General features: G+C 39.0%; 14 protein-coding genes and 1 pseudogene. 10 read left to right on the top strand and 5 right to left on the bottom strand.

What is annotated here, in order from left to right:
- A partial coding sequence (locus tag B3E92_RS03255) for a hypothetical protein (protein ID WP_286895374.1) occupies positions 1–243 on the bottom strand: 243 nt, incomplete at its 3' end.
- A gap of 535 nt (positions 244–778) precedes the next feature.
- Here B3E92_RS03255 and B3E92_RS03250 point away from each other — a divergent pair.
- Entirely contained in the window at positions 779–1,114 is a 336-nt protein-coding gene (locus tag B3E92_RS03250; protein WP_286895373.1) for a hypothetical protein, read from the top strand.
- Between the two features lie 778 nt (positions 1,115–1,892).
- Here the strand turns inward: B3E92_RS03250 and B3E92_RS03245 are convergent.
- Positions 1,893–2,234, bottom strand: a complete 342-nt coding sequence (locus B3E92_RS03245) for a winged helix-turn-helix transcriptional regulator (protein WP_286895372.1) — start codon at positions 2,232–2,234, stop codon at positions 1,893–1,895.
- Between the two features lie 89 nt (positions 2,235–2,323).
- On the opposite strand from B3E92_RS03245, the gene B3E92_RS03240 reads away from it, so the two are divergent.
- Complete coding sequence (locus tag B3E92_RS03240; protein WP_286895371.1) at positions 2,324–2,833, top strand: dihydrofolate reductase family protein; 510 nt, start codon at positions 2,324–2,326, stop codon at positions 2,831–2,833.
- 1,232 nt (positions 2,834–4,065) lie between these two features.
- Here the strand turns inward: B3E92_RS03240 and B3E92_RS24340 are convergent.
- Positions 4,066–4,215 (bottom strand): heavy metal-binding domain-containing protein, encoded by a 150-nt coding sequence (locus B3E92_RS24340; protein WP_376781298.1) that lies wholly within the window; start codon positions 4,213–4,215, stop codon positions 4,066–4,068.
- 264 nt (positions 4,216–4,479) lie between these two features.
- Between B3E92_RS24340 and B3E92_RS03235 the strand changes: the two genes are divergently transcribed.
- Complete coding sequence (locus B3E92_RS03235; protein ID WP_286895369.1) at positions 4,480–5,058, top strand: zeta toxin family protein; 579 nt, start codon at positions 4,480–4,482, stop codon at positions 5,056–5,058.
- Positions 5,048–5,230: a hypothetical protein gene (locus B3E92_RS03230; RefSeq protein WP_286895367.1), complete on the top strand. Its 183-nt coding sequence runs from the start codon at positions 5,048–5,050 to the stop codon at positions 5,228–5,230. Before B3E92_RS03235 ends, B3E92_RS03230 begins: the two co-directional genes overlap by 11 nt.
- 305 nt (positions 5,231–5,535) lie before the next feature.
- Here the strand turns inward: B3E92_RS03230 and B3E92_RS03225 are convergent, their stop codons facing one another.
- Positions 5,536–6,003 (bottom strand): hypothetical protein, encoded by a 468-nt coding sequence (locus tag B3E92_RS03225; RefSeq protein ID WP_286895365.1) that lies wholly within the window; start codon positions 6,001–6,003, stop codon positions 5,536–5,538.
- Positions 6,004–6,206: 203 nt separating this feature from the next.
- Here B3E92_RS03225 and B3E92_RS03220 point away from each other — a divergent pair, with 203 nt between their 5' ends.
- From B3E92_RS03220 to B3E92_RS03210, 3 genes are all read left to right on the top strand, one after another.
- Positions 6,207–7,229 carry a serine hydrolase domain-containing protein gene (locus B3E92_RS03220; RefSeq protein ID WP_286895363.1) on the top strand — a complete coding sequence of 341 codons (1,023 nt, stop codon included), beginning with the start codon at positions 6,207–6,209 and terminating at the stop codon, positions 7,227–7,229.
- A gap of 11 nt (positions 7,230–7,240) precedes the next feature.
- The gene (locus tag B3E92_RS03215) at positions 7,241–7,402 is read left to right on the top strand and encodes a tetratricopeptide repeat protein (RefSeq protein ID WP_286895361.1); all 162 of its coding nucleotides are present in this window, start codon (positions 7,241–7,243) and stop codon (positions 7,400–7,402) included.
- 377 nt (positions 7,403–7,779) lie between these two features.
- Positions 7,780–10,182: an ABC transporter permease gene (locus B3E92_RS03210; protein ID WP_286895359.1), complete on the top strand. Its 2,403-nt coding sequence runs from the start codon at positions 7,780–7,782 to the stop codon at positions 10,180–10,182.
- 194 nt (positions 10,183–10,376) lie between these two features.
- Here B3E92_RS03210 and B3E92_RS03205 read toward each other — a convergent pair whose 3' ends face one another.
- Positions 10,377–11,366, bottom strand: coding sequence for a YhdH/YhfP family quinone oxidoreductase (locus tag B3E92_RS03205; RefSeq protein ID WP_286895358.1), 990 nt, complete (start codon positions 11,364–11,366; stop codon positions 10,377–10,379).
- Positions 11,367–11,476: 110 nt separating this feature from the next.
- Here B3E92_RS03205 and B3E92_RS03200 point away from each other — a divergent pair, with 110 nt between their 5' ends.
- The 3 genes and pseudogenes from B3E92_RS03200 to B3E92_RS03190 all read left to right on the top strand — a co-directional run.
- Complete coding sequence (locus tag B3E92_RS03200; protein WP_286895356.1) at positions 11,477–11,815, top strand: winged helix-turn-helix transcriptional regulator; 339 nt, start codon at positions 11,477–11,479, stop codon at positions 11,813–11,815.
- A gap of 470 nt (positions 11,816–12,285) precedes the next feature.
- The gene (locus tag B3E92_RS03195) at positions 12,286–13,032 is read left to right on the top strand and encodes an aldo/keto reductase (protein WP_286895355.1); all 747 of its coding nucleotides are present in this window, start codon (positions 12,286–12,288) and stop codon (positions 13,030–13,032) included.
- 201 nt (positions 13,033–13,233) lie between these two features.
- Positions 13,234–13,733 (top strand): annotated as a pseudogene (locus B3E92_RS03190) (AraC family transcriptional regulator); the annotation flags it as partial.

The following is a 13,733-nucleotide window of genomic DNA, read 5'->3' as shown; positions in this document are numbered from 1 at the left end:
ATAAAACAACTCAGGCACATCCGTATCAAAGCGAAGTATAAGAGCGTCAATGCACGCTTCCTTGATGTCATCGGCAAGTACACCGAATGCCAGTTCCCACACTCCCTGAGATTTCCTGAAAACATAATAAGCAAGACCATTTTTGTTGTAAAGATGATAATCTTTCATGCCCATGCTTTTATCATGCACGGTAATTTGAGCGTACATTACCCGATTTCGGCAAAAGATTTCTAGCGGTTTCATGCTACAATATTACTAATAATATTAGTAATATTTATACAGTAAAGATATTTAGGGTTTCTCATTTTTTATATGCAATTGTATGGATGAGGAACCTCATAGCTTGTAGAGCGACCGCCAAAGAAATCGACATAGCTCGCTCTTATATCGCTAAGGGCAGTGGTGTCGGTGAAAACACTGGCTACTATTGGAAAGTTGAATTGGCATCTATATGCTGAATTAATATGTTTACAGCTATTAACTTTCAAGATTATTACAAACTGTAAGGCGAAGGTATTGGTTTGAATGTAGGGCTGGTTGCAGGAAACCGTAGCCTCTTCACAAATATTTTCATACGTATAAAGCTTACAAGATGGGACAGATTCCACTATCCCGGTCTAAGCTGACTGAAAACACTATGCGTCATTTTTTGATACAAATTGTCTAATCGTCTGGGACGGTAGTGGAAATACATATATAAGGATGGATAGGCTAAACTTTTAGTATATTAGTTTCGCCAATACAATTATTACCTGCAATTGCCCAAACGCGATTCACAATGAATGAAGTAAATAAAATAAAACATCAGATTGTAAGAAAAGCTATAGAATTTAAAACAGGAGGTTTTAGGCCAACAAATTCTATTTCTGAAAGTTGGATAGGAAAAGTTTACTTATACAAAGAAGATGAAGAAATTCCGAAAGACAAAAATGGAAATCTAATGTTTCCCTTGTTTCAGCTTTGCTTAGAAGATATTGAAATTAGACCTGATATTTTGGCTGATACAATGGTGATTACTGTTTTCATAGCAGAAGAACTTCCAATGGATATAGGATGTCCAGATTCTACGGCTTATTGTAATAGGGTGATAGAATGGTCCTGGCCAAGAAATTGATCCAGGTCTTCCTGAGTAAGCTTCAATCCAAAGCGGCTAAGATTTATAAAACCTGCTTTACCAATTTCCTGTTCAATCTCATCTGAATTAACAAAATAGCCAGTATTAAACTGGCTACTAATTTGTTTGTATAAAGTTGATTTACCCGAACCGTTTGGACCGGCAAATACTCTTAACCTTTTGGCTCTAGGCATAAAACAATACCTTTTTTTAATTTAACTTTACTCTTTATCCGATCTATTTTTTTAATAATCTGACGGCTCCCATCTATATGTTTCTAAACGACGTATCCGTCCTCGACAACCTGGATGGATAGATCTAATGCCCGATTCTCCTTATTCGCAATTTCAGAAGCCTGTTTCGCTGCTTGATTTTATTTTTTGCGCTCTTCTCTCAATTCTAATGCTGATGCCATAATAATCTCCGTTGTCTAAATATACAAAATATTCACCATACTTGTTTCGAATAAGGATATTTTCAGAACTAAATCTCCTAAAACAAAATTATAAAATTTTTGGCAAATGCAGTTATATCATTCTTTTAGCTGTATTTCCTTGAACGGATATACTGTTTTTAAATGGAAATGAGCACGTTCTATACGTAAACCGGTATCTATGGGAGATAATATTGGGATGGAAACTAGTACAGATCCGACTTGCTGAAGGAAATAGTTTGTTCGGTATGAGTTTCAAATTTGATTCTGACCGGTCAGAATCCTATAGCAAAGTTCATGATAGTTCTATAATAGAATCAAAATTGAGCTGTTAAAATAGAAACCTTATTTTGCTTTAATTTTGTCTCTATGCTTTAGACCAAATTTAATTAAAGCATTGGCAACTTCCTCCGTTTCTTTAGCATAGGCAGTAAGCGCATAAGAAACGGTTACAGGTTTGGTGTCATTAACCGTTCTACTAATCAGCAAATTATCTTCTAATTCCTGAAGTTCCTTGGATAGAACTTTTGGGGATATTCGCTGAGCCATCTCTTGCAGATCTTTAAACCGCATTGTGCCGTGTTTCTGCAAATTGTGCAGAATACAAAATTTCCATTTACCACTGAGCAATTCAATGCCATCTTTTAATGCCAATATAGTTTCTTTATCAATATTTTTATTGCTCATAAGATAGTTACTTTCCTAAAGGTAATGAATAGTAAATATATATTGAATATCCAATAGTTTTGTTGTACAGAAATTTAAAGAAAATCATTATGAAAGTAACAGTAATCGCAAATATTTCGGCTAATGGAAGAATTTTGATATCCGATAATCCGCATCATAAACTGCCACCGGAAGCAATGGAATTTTACATACAATTTGTAAGGCAGGTTGGAAATGTAGTGATAGGATTGAAAACATTTGAAAATTTTCTAAATTTTCCAGATCAAGTAAAAGAACATTTTAATGGCATAGAAATCATCGTATTGGCCGATAAATCTTATACGGCTGATGGATACAAGACTGTAGCAAGTCCTGAAGAGGCAATTGCATATATATCTGAAAAAGGGGTACGAGGAATAGCCGTTGGAGGTGGAGCAGGTACTTTCAACGCTTTTTTGGACAAGGATTTGGTTACCGATATTTATTTTAACGTCAGCCCTATAATCACTGGAGCTGGAGCAATTTTGGCAAACAATGAGGAGTTAAGTTCAAAATTCAAGTACAAAGGACAGAAGCTTAAAAACGGTTTTCTTCAATTGCATCTAACTAAAGAAGACTGAATAGCAGCAGACCAAAAATGTCTTTCAAAAGTAGTTGAATGACGGAAACAAATCCGCTAAAATTATTTCTTTACGATCTATATTTTTCAATTGGCGACTGTATCCACGCGAAATAAGTATATGCATCATGGTTATGGGCGCCGGCGAGCGGAAAGAGAATAAGAAAACCGCCAGCTGTCGACTCACTCGGCACGACTAAATCACCATGGTTATCTAGTGCAAAGCAAATAGTCTCAGTAAAGAATCTAATAACTAATACATAGATGTCAAGGTCGGTATTTCTGAAAGAAACAAAGTTTTGCTGTTCGGGCTTAATTTTCCTCGTTCTTTCACGCACGACATTTCCTAAGGTATCAACTAGTTTGAAATGGATTTTATTTTTTTTGGTGAGCTAAATACTTAGAAAACTTTATTGAGCTAAAATGAAATCAACAGAAGTATATCGAATAATCAATAAAATTATTTTTCCCGACGCTTTCTACTAGAAGCTATAAAAATTTAGTAATCGGTACTCAAAAAATTGGCTTTCGAATAGCGAAATTTGGTCAACACTAAAAATCGAAATATCTTAATGAACGACCACCGCTTGCTCACTGCGACATTATTATCTAATGCTCTTGCTTGCTTAACTTTTTAATATCTTCAGACGGCTTGCGGCGTTTATCTATTATAAAGATCGTTAGATTATTTGAGATAATAGTTGTTCATTTCTTAGAAAATGTTGTTTAAAAGATAATGACATCCATCGTTTATCAAAAAGCTCTTCCATGATCATCCACGCCTGATCGCCAACGTAAAATATTTTTGGTGCTTAGATCATCTATAGTCAAAAATCCGGTGACAGAAAACTTTTTGACAGCTAGTACTCCGTACTCAATAGCTAGAAATAATTTTTTTCAATACCAAACAGGATTCGCCCCTCCCAGACTCAAGGTTTTTTTATTCCTTTTATATCCTTTTTCATCTCATATCGTCCTTTATCCACTTTAATTCCCCACGTTGTATCAGGACTATATATTTTTGCACGTGATCATCGGTCAATAAGCAATTGTCTTCAAGGTGGTAATTGAACTTCTTAGTGAGGGTGTCATACTGACTACTTCCTACATAAGCATTATTGAGATAAATATGCCAAAGGCTGTATTTCTTGGCCCGAACTTCCACTACCTAGCGTTTTCCATGATGATAAAACAACTCAGGCACATCCGTATCAAAACGAAGTATAAGGGCGTCTATGCACGCTGCTTGAGTGTTTCGGTAACACCCTTGTACATTTCCTGCATCTTCTTCTCATAGCTGGTAGAGCGACCGCCAAAGAAATCTACATAGCTCGCTCCTATGTCGCTAAAGATATTGGTGCCGATGACAACATTGGCTGCTATTGGAATGTTGGAATTGGTATTAGTATGCTTGATTAAGATGTTTACAGCTATTAACTTTCAAGATTTTTACAAATCGTAGGGCTAAGGTATTGGTTTGGATGTAGGGTTGGTTACTGGAAACTGTAGGGCTGTTAAAAAAAGCCTACTCGAACTTTGTGCTCCTTCCGCTTTTGAAGTGAGTAAACTACCGCTACTGAAATAACCAATTTTAAATAAGAAATTAAAATTTGGTCAATTTTCCCTATTTTAACAAAAAAACAGCATATGCCAAATATCTACATTATCTCTGGCTGCAACGGAGCAGGAAAAACAACCGCTAGTTACACCGTGTTACCGGAGATATTAGATTGCAGGGAATTTGTAAATGCCGACAACATAGCAGCAGGTATTTCTCCTTTCAACCCGCAAAGCGTAGCTGTATCAGCTGGACGAATTATGTTGGAGCGTATAGCGGAATTGATGAAGAATAAAGCTGATTTTGCATTTGAAACAACGCTCTCCACTCGAAGCTATAAAAATTTAGTAGTCGAAGCTCAAAAACTGGGGTATTCAGTCACTGTACTCTATTTTTGGCTCGACTCACATTCACTAGCCATACAACGTGTAAAGAAGAGAGTAGAAAACGGGGGACACAATATTCCATCTGATGTGATAGAAAGACGATATCATCGTGGTTTAGAAAACCTGTTTAACATTTATATTCCGATATGTGATCGATGGCTGGTTTTTGATAACATGGATCTAATACCCGAAATAATTGCTCAAGGTGATAAATTTGGAGAATTCGTTTCAAATAGCGAAATTTGGTCAACACTAAAATCGAAATACTATAATGAACGATAAGGTAAATATTGAAAATATCAATCTTGCTGAACGAATTCGTTTAGGAGTGCAAAAGGCTTTACGAAAATTGGCAGAAGAAAGTGCTGCAAAGGGTGAGAGTTTGGTGGTAAAAGTTGATGGTAAAATTCAAGAAGTACCTGCAAAGGACCTACTTATGAATTTACCAAAATAGTTACTTTACAGGCTCTGTAAAGCTTGCTAGATTATTTGAGATATCAGTTGTTCATTTCTTAGAAAATGTTGTTCAAAAGATAACGACAGGCATTTAATCAAAAAGTTCTTCCATAATCATCCACACCTAATCCATCAACGTAAAATATTTTTTAGAGCTTAGTTCATCTATAGTCAAAAATCCGATAATAGAAAACTTATTGACAGCTAGTACTCCGTGCTCAATAGCTAGAAATAGATTTTTTAAAACCAAACAGGATTCGCCCCTCCCAGACTCAAGGTTTTTTATTCCTTTTATATCGTTTTTCATCGAATATCGTCCTTTATCCACTTTAATTCCCCACGTTGTATCAGGACTATATATTTTTGCACGTGATCATCGGTCAATAAGCCATTGTCTTCAAGGTGATAATTGAACTGTTTAGTGAAGGTGTCATACTGAATACTTCCTACATAAGCATTATTGAGGTATATATGCCAAAGGCTGTATTTCTTGGCCCGAACTTCCACGACCTGGCGTTTTCCATGATGATAAAATAACTCAGGCACATCCGTATCAAAGCGAAGTATAAGGGCGTCAATGCACGCGTCCTTGATGTCATCGGCGAGTACACCGTATGCCAATTGCCACTCTCCCTGAGATTTCCTGAAAACATAATAAGCAAGACCATTTTTGTTGTAAGGATGATAATCTTTCCTACCCATGCTTTTATCATGCACGGTAATTTGAGCGTACATTACCCGATTTCGGCAAAAGATTTCCAGAGGTTTCATTTTACAATTTTAAACAAAAAGGCCTCCCTTGAAGGTTAACGAGGTAGGCCATATTGGCTAGATGCTCGCTTGAGCTCTAAAATTTATGTGCATAGATTTTAAAATATCTATAGAAAATAGCGACAAAATAGGATGCTTAAGAATAGGTTTGGTATACAGTGCAACATTAACCAACTTACTGCGTCTAATAAAAAACGACTAAAATGAAAAATTTTGTACGCATCGCTAGTTTATTGATCCTGGGCTTGATTATCAGTGGATATTCAAAGGCTCAAATGCCGAATATTGTCATGCAAATCGACACTTTTTTAGATAATCTCAATGCCGATCATAACATCAATGGCAATGTCCTGATCGCCGGGGATGGAAAGATACTATATGAAAAAGCTTATGGCATTTCCGATGCTGCAGCTGGTAAAACCAATGAGCTAAATACTCGTTTTGTTCTGGCCTCTGTTTCAAAACCGGTAACAGCGGTCGGAATCTTCCAACTTATAGAAAAAGGCAAACTATCGCTCGACGGGAAAGTTGCCCAATATCTCAAGGCTTTTCCTTATCCCGAAATTACAGTACGCCATCTATTAGCGCATACCTCAGGCCTACCTAATACCGATGAACTATTTGGTCCACTACTCCAAAAAGATTCATTACGTCAGTACACAAATAAGGATATCATTCCTGCCTTGAAATCCTTTAACAAATCCCTGCATTTTAATGCGGGCGACAAATTTGAATACAGTAACACTAATTATAGTATTTTAGCATTACTTATAGAACATAAAAGTGGATTTTCCTTTCGAAATTATATGGAGCAATTCATATTTAGACCAGCGAAAATGTTAAATTCTGAAATCCTGAACGCAGACTTCGATTACGACCCACGTTATGCCCGCAAATATGATAGACCCATACACTATGTAGATACCCTCCGTCCCATCGAATGGGTAAAGCAGTTGAAAAGGTTCACCTTTAATTGGGTAGGTTTTCAGGGCCCTGGCAATATGGCCAGTACGGTGCATGATATGCTGGCATTTGACCAAGCACTTTATAAAGGGAAATTGATTGGCGAACGAAGTATGGAGCAGATGTTCACCCCAAACCGGTTGAACGATGGCAGCATCCCTTATCGCCGATCAGGCATAGACCAGGCCGCTTATGGCCTCGGGTGGTTTATTTTCAAAGATACCAGTGGAGGAAAAGTGGTTTGGCACAGTGGCGTGTTTTGAGGACAAATACCATGCTTTTTCCCCGCAGTTTCAACGTTTTTGACAGTTATGCTGAAGCGCTGATGAAAACAGGTAAAAAAGAAGAAGCGATTATGATGTATCGCCGATCATTGGAAATTAATCCTGCCAATGAAAGTGGTAAAAAAGCATTGCAGATATTATTAGGGCAGTAACTGACTGATTTATCCGCTTTCAAGATTGTACATGGTTGAAGCAAAATTGGAAATTGAATGAATAGCACGTTTAACTAAATAATAGGTAGTGCATTCCGATTGATATATTTCTTTTGAGCAGGAAAATGTATATAATCAAAAATATTCATTCTACCCGAAACCATCCGCTGTCCGAATACGAACAACGGGTGTTCAAATACGAACACTTATCGCAATAAAAAACCAATAAAAACATGAATATAAGACACTTATACAATTGGCAACCTTATTGGAACCGTCTAAACGTTGAATGAAGCCTTCTTTAGACCTATCTGAAAATCATTAGGTCTTTCAATCTTATTTTTATTTGGAGGCTGGCGGATTAAAAGCAAAAAACCATGATAAAAAACTACCTAAAAATCGCGTTGCGCAATATGAAAAGAAACAAGGGTTATACATTTTTGAATGTAGCCGGATTAGCCATTGGCATAGCGGCCTGCCTGATCATTTCTTTCTATATTCGGAATGAATTAAGTTACGATGATTATCATACCGAGTCCGATCGGATCTACAGGATTGCCGTGGATATCCAGAGCAGTAAAACCAACCGGATTTTTGCCACTACCTGCGGGCCGCTCGCTCCTGCACTCAAAAAGGATTTTCCCCAAGTGGACGCGGCTGTCCGATTATGGCGGCAGAATAATAAGCTGATAAAATACGGCAAAAAAAATGCTTTCTACGAAGATAACTTCTTCCTGGTCGACCCCTCGATATTTGATGTTTTTACCATTCCATTAAGCAAGGGAACTATGGAAACTGCCTTAAACCGGCCAAACACGTTACTCATTGCTGAAGAAACGGCAAAAAAATACTTTGGTGCGGAAGATCCTATCGGAAAAACCGTGCTTGTCAATGATGAACCGTTTGAGGTTACGGGGGTCATGAAGCATTTAGCAGATAACAGCCACATGAAGTTTAACCTCATTACCTCACTTGCAACGGTTGAAAAGGAAAGCTGGTTTAATGAGGATATCCAGAACTGGCATTCAACCATGTACTACACCTATATCAAGGTTACCCCGAACACCAATATTTCCGATTTTGCAAAAGAAATCGAAACGGCTGCCAATCGTTATGTTGGAGATGTGATAAAAGGATGGGGAACTACTTATCGCTACTTTCTTCAACCCATAAAAAGCATTCACCTCCATTCGGATTTAAGTAATGAAGCCGAAGTACCGGGAAACGCGGCGAATGTGTATATATTTATCGTGGTCGCCGTGCTGATCATACTAATCGCCTCCCTGAACTATATCAACCTTACAACAGCACAATCGTCCAACCGAGCCAAGGAAATCGGGGTCCGCAAAGCGGTGGGCGCGGTTAAAACCAGCATATTTAATCAGTTTTTGGGCGAATCGATATTACTTACTCTATTCGCGCTTATTTCCGCCTTGTTACTTGTCATGGCGATTAAACCCTTATTTGAACACCTGTCCGGTCAGGTCTATCAGCTGGGCCAGATTTTCACCTTTCAATTCACAGGGGTATTGCTGGGACTTACCTTGCTGGTTGGGATCCTTGCGGCCATCTATCCGGCATTGTTTTTATCGTCTTTTCGGCCGGTGACGGTACTGAAAGGCAAAATAGATATGGGCAATAAAGGCACCTTGCTGCGACAAATATTGGTTGTGTCTCAGTTCACCATCTCAATAATCCTTATTGTGGGCACGCTTACCGTATACAAACAGTTGAACTATATGAAAGATCAGCGGCTTGGCTTTGACAAGGAGCAGACACTGATTCTGCCCATAAAGGGTGGTGTTTCGATTGCTGACCGGCTGGAGCAGCTCAAGGATGAATTCGGCGGCCATTCTTCGGTGGGCAGCGTTGCCGCTTCCTCCAGCATACCGGGAAAAGCTGTAGCTAATTATAGCGCTTCCTTATTGGGCGAAGCGGATGACAAAAGCCAATCGATGTATTACCTGTTTGTGGATGCCGATTTTTTGAATACGTATGGAATTGAAATGATTGCTGGTCGGCCTTTCGATAAACGAACGCAAACTGATGCGGAGACTACATTTTTGATCAATGAGAAAGCCGTAAGTGCATTTGGCTGGGCGTCCCCAGAAGAGGCTATCGGCAAACGGCTGAGCACCGGTTTTCAGGCAATGGGACAGATTATTGGCGTGTATAAAAATTTTAACTACCGCTCCCTCCAAGCGCCCATCGAACCGTTAATCATGGCGGTCGTTCCCTGGCGGTTTAACTATATCAGCCTGAAACTAAATACTGCGAACCTGTCTTCAACGACGGCCTTCGTAGAAAAGAAATGGCATAAACTCTTCCCTCAAAGCCCTTATGAATATTTTTTCCTGGATGAGGAGTTTAACCGTCAATATACTACAGATGAAAAAATGGGGCGAACTTTTTTGGTCTTTACAGGTATCGCTATTTTTATCTCCTGTCTTGGCTTATTTGGCTTAGCTACATTTGTTGCTAAGCAGCGTACTAAGGAAATCGGTATCCGTAAAGTGCTTGGGGCATCGGTTACTGGCATTGTAGAGCTGCTATCGAAAGACTTCATTAAATTAGTATTGCTTGCCTTGGTCATCGCTTCGCCCCTTGCCTGGTGGGCAATTCACCAGTGGCTTCAGGGGTTTGCCTACCGCATCAACATAGAATGGTGGGTATTTTTAGTAGCGGGTTTGGTAGCGGTTTTGATTGCACAATTAACAGTAAGCATCCAAGCCATTAGGGCGGCAGTTGCCAATCCGGTCGACAGTCTACGGGATGAATAGTGGGCGGAATCCAAAATGGATCCCGTAATGGAAGCTATACGATTGAATGGCTACACCTCAATAGGTTAGATGGTGGGTAAACTGCGTTATCCACCAAGTACTCATTAAAAGAATATAATGTGAATTCCATTTATAAAAAATCCGAACAGCACAACAGCAACTGAGGACGAGGAAGATGGGGGCGAATATGAATATTACTGCTTAACGACAAAACGCCTTTTAGCACCGCCTTTTAGAATTGTATCCAATGCGTGTGTTAATTCATCCATTGAGATTACCTGTACCATGTCTGATAGAAATTCAGGTTTGAAATCTTTTGCAAGTAAATTCCATATCTCTTCCTTAAATTCTAATGGTTGCTCCACCGAATCTATTCCGATCAGCTTGACGCCTCTTAAAATAAATCGATATATGCTTGTATTTAGATCTCCAGATGCCATATTTCCACAACAGGTTACTACTCCATTGTAATGCAATGATTTTATTATTCCGGATAGGATCTTCCCCCCTACACAGTCAATACCTGCCGCAAAATCGGTACTTGACATGGCACGCGCGTCATATTTTGCAATAAAATCTTCTTTTGATATGACTTCGGAAACGCCAAGAGTACGCTGAAAATAATCCGTGCCCTTCGCGGATATGGCGACGACATTATACCCAATCTTTGACAAAATAGCCGCAGAAAGACTTCCTACTCCTCCGGTAGCACCACTTACTACAATTTTTCCGCTGTTGGGGGTAATCCCTGATTTAATCAAGTTATAAACAGAAATACCAGCCGTCAAACCTGCCGTACCAAATGACATGGCTTCCAATGGGGTTAGTCCCGCCGGTAATGGGATGATCCACTCCGCTGGAACACTAATATATTGGCCAAATCCTCCCCAGGTATTCATTCCCAGATCATATCCTGTTACAATCACATTATCTCCCTTATTGAATCGACTTGATCTAGAAGAAACTACCTTTCCTGCTGCGTCAATTCCTGGTATATGAGGAAATTTTCTCGTTACACCTTTATTTCCCGAAACAGAGAGTGCATCTTTGTAATTTACGGATGAATACGCTACTTTAATCAGTATATCGTTTTCGATCATCTCATCAAAAGGGACAGCTTCAACTTTGCTTTTGAAAATTCCTTCATCTTCTCTGACCATTAAGGCCCTGAATGTATTATACATAAAAATAATTTTGAGTAAATTTGAAAATTAAAACACTAAAAAGCAATAACTTACAAAATAATCACATACTGCACAAAAGTTTAGTTTATTGATTATCAAGGGATAAAATAATGTTAGAAATAGAAAAGATTGAAACAGTTTGCCCGTCGGATATTTTTCTGCAGGTCATAAAGGGGAAGTGTAAGACTACATTAATTATGCTTATAGGGAAAAATAGAAACCGTTTTACGGAGATGAAAAAGACACTGCCAACAATAAGTGAGCGAACAATTGCAAAACAACTTAGGGAATTGGAGGCTGATGGTATTATCAGCCGAAAGGTTTTCAATGAAGTTCCTTTACGAGTTGAATATTATTTAACAGAATACGGCGAAAGCATTTATCCGATCGTCCGCGATATGCGTAGGTGGGGACATATGCATTTAAAGCATTTGGACAATTTGATTTAGTAAGCTTCAATCCAAAGCGACTAAGATTTATAATGCCTGTTTTACTAATCTCCTGTTCAATCTCATTTGGACCAATATTATTTCAGCAGAAGCTTTCGGTGAGGGATGTATAGTAACTATATATACTAAAACAGCTTAGACCAAAATGGATGCGTTACCAAAATAACACATTTTTAGACCGGACATTCGTGTCCAAGTGTGTGTACTTACTACTTATGGGGAGTAGCAGTGTCGCGATCAAATTTATACTGGTCCTCATCTGGTCCTACTGTTATTATTGATTTCTATCAACTGTATTTGATTAATGAGAAGGTTAACATAGTCGAAATAGTTGGCCAAACTAATTTACCTCCACTAAGAGGTCTATGTGATTTGCTCATGTACACATACCATTACAAATTCGCAAACAGTTCAGTTAATTTTTATATTATGGCGTCGAGCGCCGAAAACTTTGAAGGTGTCAATCATAGATGGGAAAAGATGATGCTTTCATCAGTGTCAAATTTGGTGCTATCTTCCACAACGGCCAATGGATCGGTTTGGATCTCCGTCCTGTAGCGATCAAGAATTTTGTCAACTATTCATTGACCCGTCTGGGCATTGAAACTATCGACTTATATCAACCCTGTAGAATGGATGGCAGTGTGCCAATAGAAGACATCATCGGAACGATTGCCGACCTGATAGATCAAGGAGAAGTACGTCATATCGGCGTATCGGAAATAACCGCCGATCAGCTCCATAAAGCCAACAGCATTTATCCCATCAGTGCACTGGAAATAGGTTATTCTTTGGCTGACCGTCAGATCGAAAATGAGCTGTTGCCTGCGGCTAAAGAATTAGGGATCGGTGTCGTGGTATTTGCCAATACGGCAGAAGGACTGCTAACCGGTAACCTACAAGCGCCAATTCCTGCGGATGACCATCGAAATCACTTTTCCCGTTTTCAGGGCAATAACCTGATCCATAATCTTGAGAAAGTGGAAGTATTAAAAGAAATTGCTCAACGTAAAAATGTCACCCCTACACAACTTGCGATTGCATGGGTAAAAGAACAGGGCGACAATATCATGCCATTGGTGAGTATGAGCCGCAGATCAAGACTACCCGAAAATATTGCTGCGATGGAAATTGTATTTACCCCAGAGGAGATGAATATTTTAAACACTACATTTGCAATAGGTACTATCGAAGGTGGCACTTATTTACAAAGATAAATGGAAAGTCCAGCAGAAATACTTTCCGGCGTGATATTCTATTCTTACCTTTCTTCTCTGAAGAAAGAGAAAGCATGCGTCTGGAACCACCGTACCCTGGTATTACAGGTCTCGGGCCAGATGGTTCTGGAAACAGCTGAGCAGCATGTAAACATATCTGCCGGGGAAGTATAGCTCATTCACAAAAATCAGCTGGGAACCTTGACTAAAACCCCCGGGCCAAGTGGTCACTATGAAACTATCGTCATATCACTGCAAGAAGATCTGATGCGTCAGATAGCACTAGCGGAAAAAATGGAAGCTCAGGGTAAATACACTGGCCTTCCGAACATATGCCTCCCCAATAATGCGTTTATCAAAGGTTATTTCCAGTCGGTCATTCCCTTTGCGCGAAGCGCTGGTCATGAAATGACTGACGAGATGGGACTTTTAAAGGTGAAAGAGGGAATCAAGTTGATACTGATAGCTGTTCCGGCACTGCGTAACTTTTTGTTTGATTTCGCAGCGCCTTATAAGATGGATCTAGAAAAATTTATGCTGAGCAATTTCCATTTCAATGTCCCTATTGAAAAGTTTGCACAACTCACCGGAAGAAGCCTTTCAGGATATAAAAGAGATTTTCAGAAAACCTTTTGGATGCCGCCACGTAAGTGGATACAGGATAAAAGGCTGAATGAAGGTATCCGGCCTATGAACTACAG

This window comes from Sphingobacterium sp. UBA6317 (assembly GCF_002440385.1).
Lineage (GTDB): Bacteria > Bacteroidota > Bacteroidia > Sphingobacteriales > Sphingobacteriaceae > Sphingobacterium > Sphingobacterium multivorum.
The sequence above is the reverse complement of the archived record's forward strand: the minus strand, read 5'-3'. Positions and strand labels throughout refer to the sequence as shown.

Bases quoted from the DNA above. Each gene is read 5' to 3' on its own strand.
- B3E92_RS03250 (WP_286895373.1), top strand. From the start codon at position 779: ATGAATGAAGTAAATAAAATAAAACATCAGATTGTAAGAAAAGCTATA.
- B3E92_RS03245 (WP_286895372.1), bottom strand. From the start codon at position 2,234: ATGAGCAATAAAAATATTGATAAAGAAACTATATTGGCATTAAAAGAT.
- B3E92_RS03240 (WP_286895371.1), top strand. From the start codon at position 2,324: ATGAAAGTAACAGTAATCGCAAATATTTCGGCTAATGGAAGAATTTTG.
- B3E92_RS03235 (WP_286895369.1), top strand. From the start codon at position 4,480: ATGCCAAATATCTACATTATCTCTGGCTGCAACGGAGCAGGAAAAACA.
- B3E92_RS03230 (WP_286895367.1), top strand. From the start codon at position 5,048: ATGAACGATAAGGTAAATATTGAAAATATCAATCTTGCTGAACGAATT.
- B3E92_RS03225 (WP_286895365.1), bottom strand. From the start codon at position 6,003: ATGAAACCTCTGGAAATCTTTTGCCGAAATCGGGTAATGTACGCTCAA.
- B3E92_RS03220 (WP_286895363.1), top strand. From the start codon at position 6,207: ATGAAAAATTTTGTACGCATCGCTAGTTTATTGATCCTGGGCTTGATT.
- B3E92_RS03215 (WP_286895361.1), top strand. From the start codon at position 7,241: ATGCTTTTTCCCCGCAGTTTCAACGTTTTTGACAGTTATGCTGAAGCG.
- B3E92_RS03210 (WP_286895359.1), top strand. From the start codon at position 7,780: ATGATAAAAAACTACCTAAAAATCGCGTTGCGCAATATGAAAAGAAAC.
- B3E92_RS03205 (WP_286895358.1), bottom strand. From the start codon at position 11,366: ATGTATAATACATTCAGGGCCTTAATGGTCAGAGAAGATGAAGGAATT.
- B3E92_RS03200 (WP_286895356.1), top strand. From the start codon at position 11,477: ATGTTAGAAATAGAAAAGATTGAAACAGTTTGCCCGTCGGATATTTTT.
- B3E92_RS03195 (WP_286895355.1), top strand. From the start codon at position 12,286: ATGGGAAAAGATGATGCTTTCATCAGTGTCAAATTTGGTGCTATCTTC.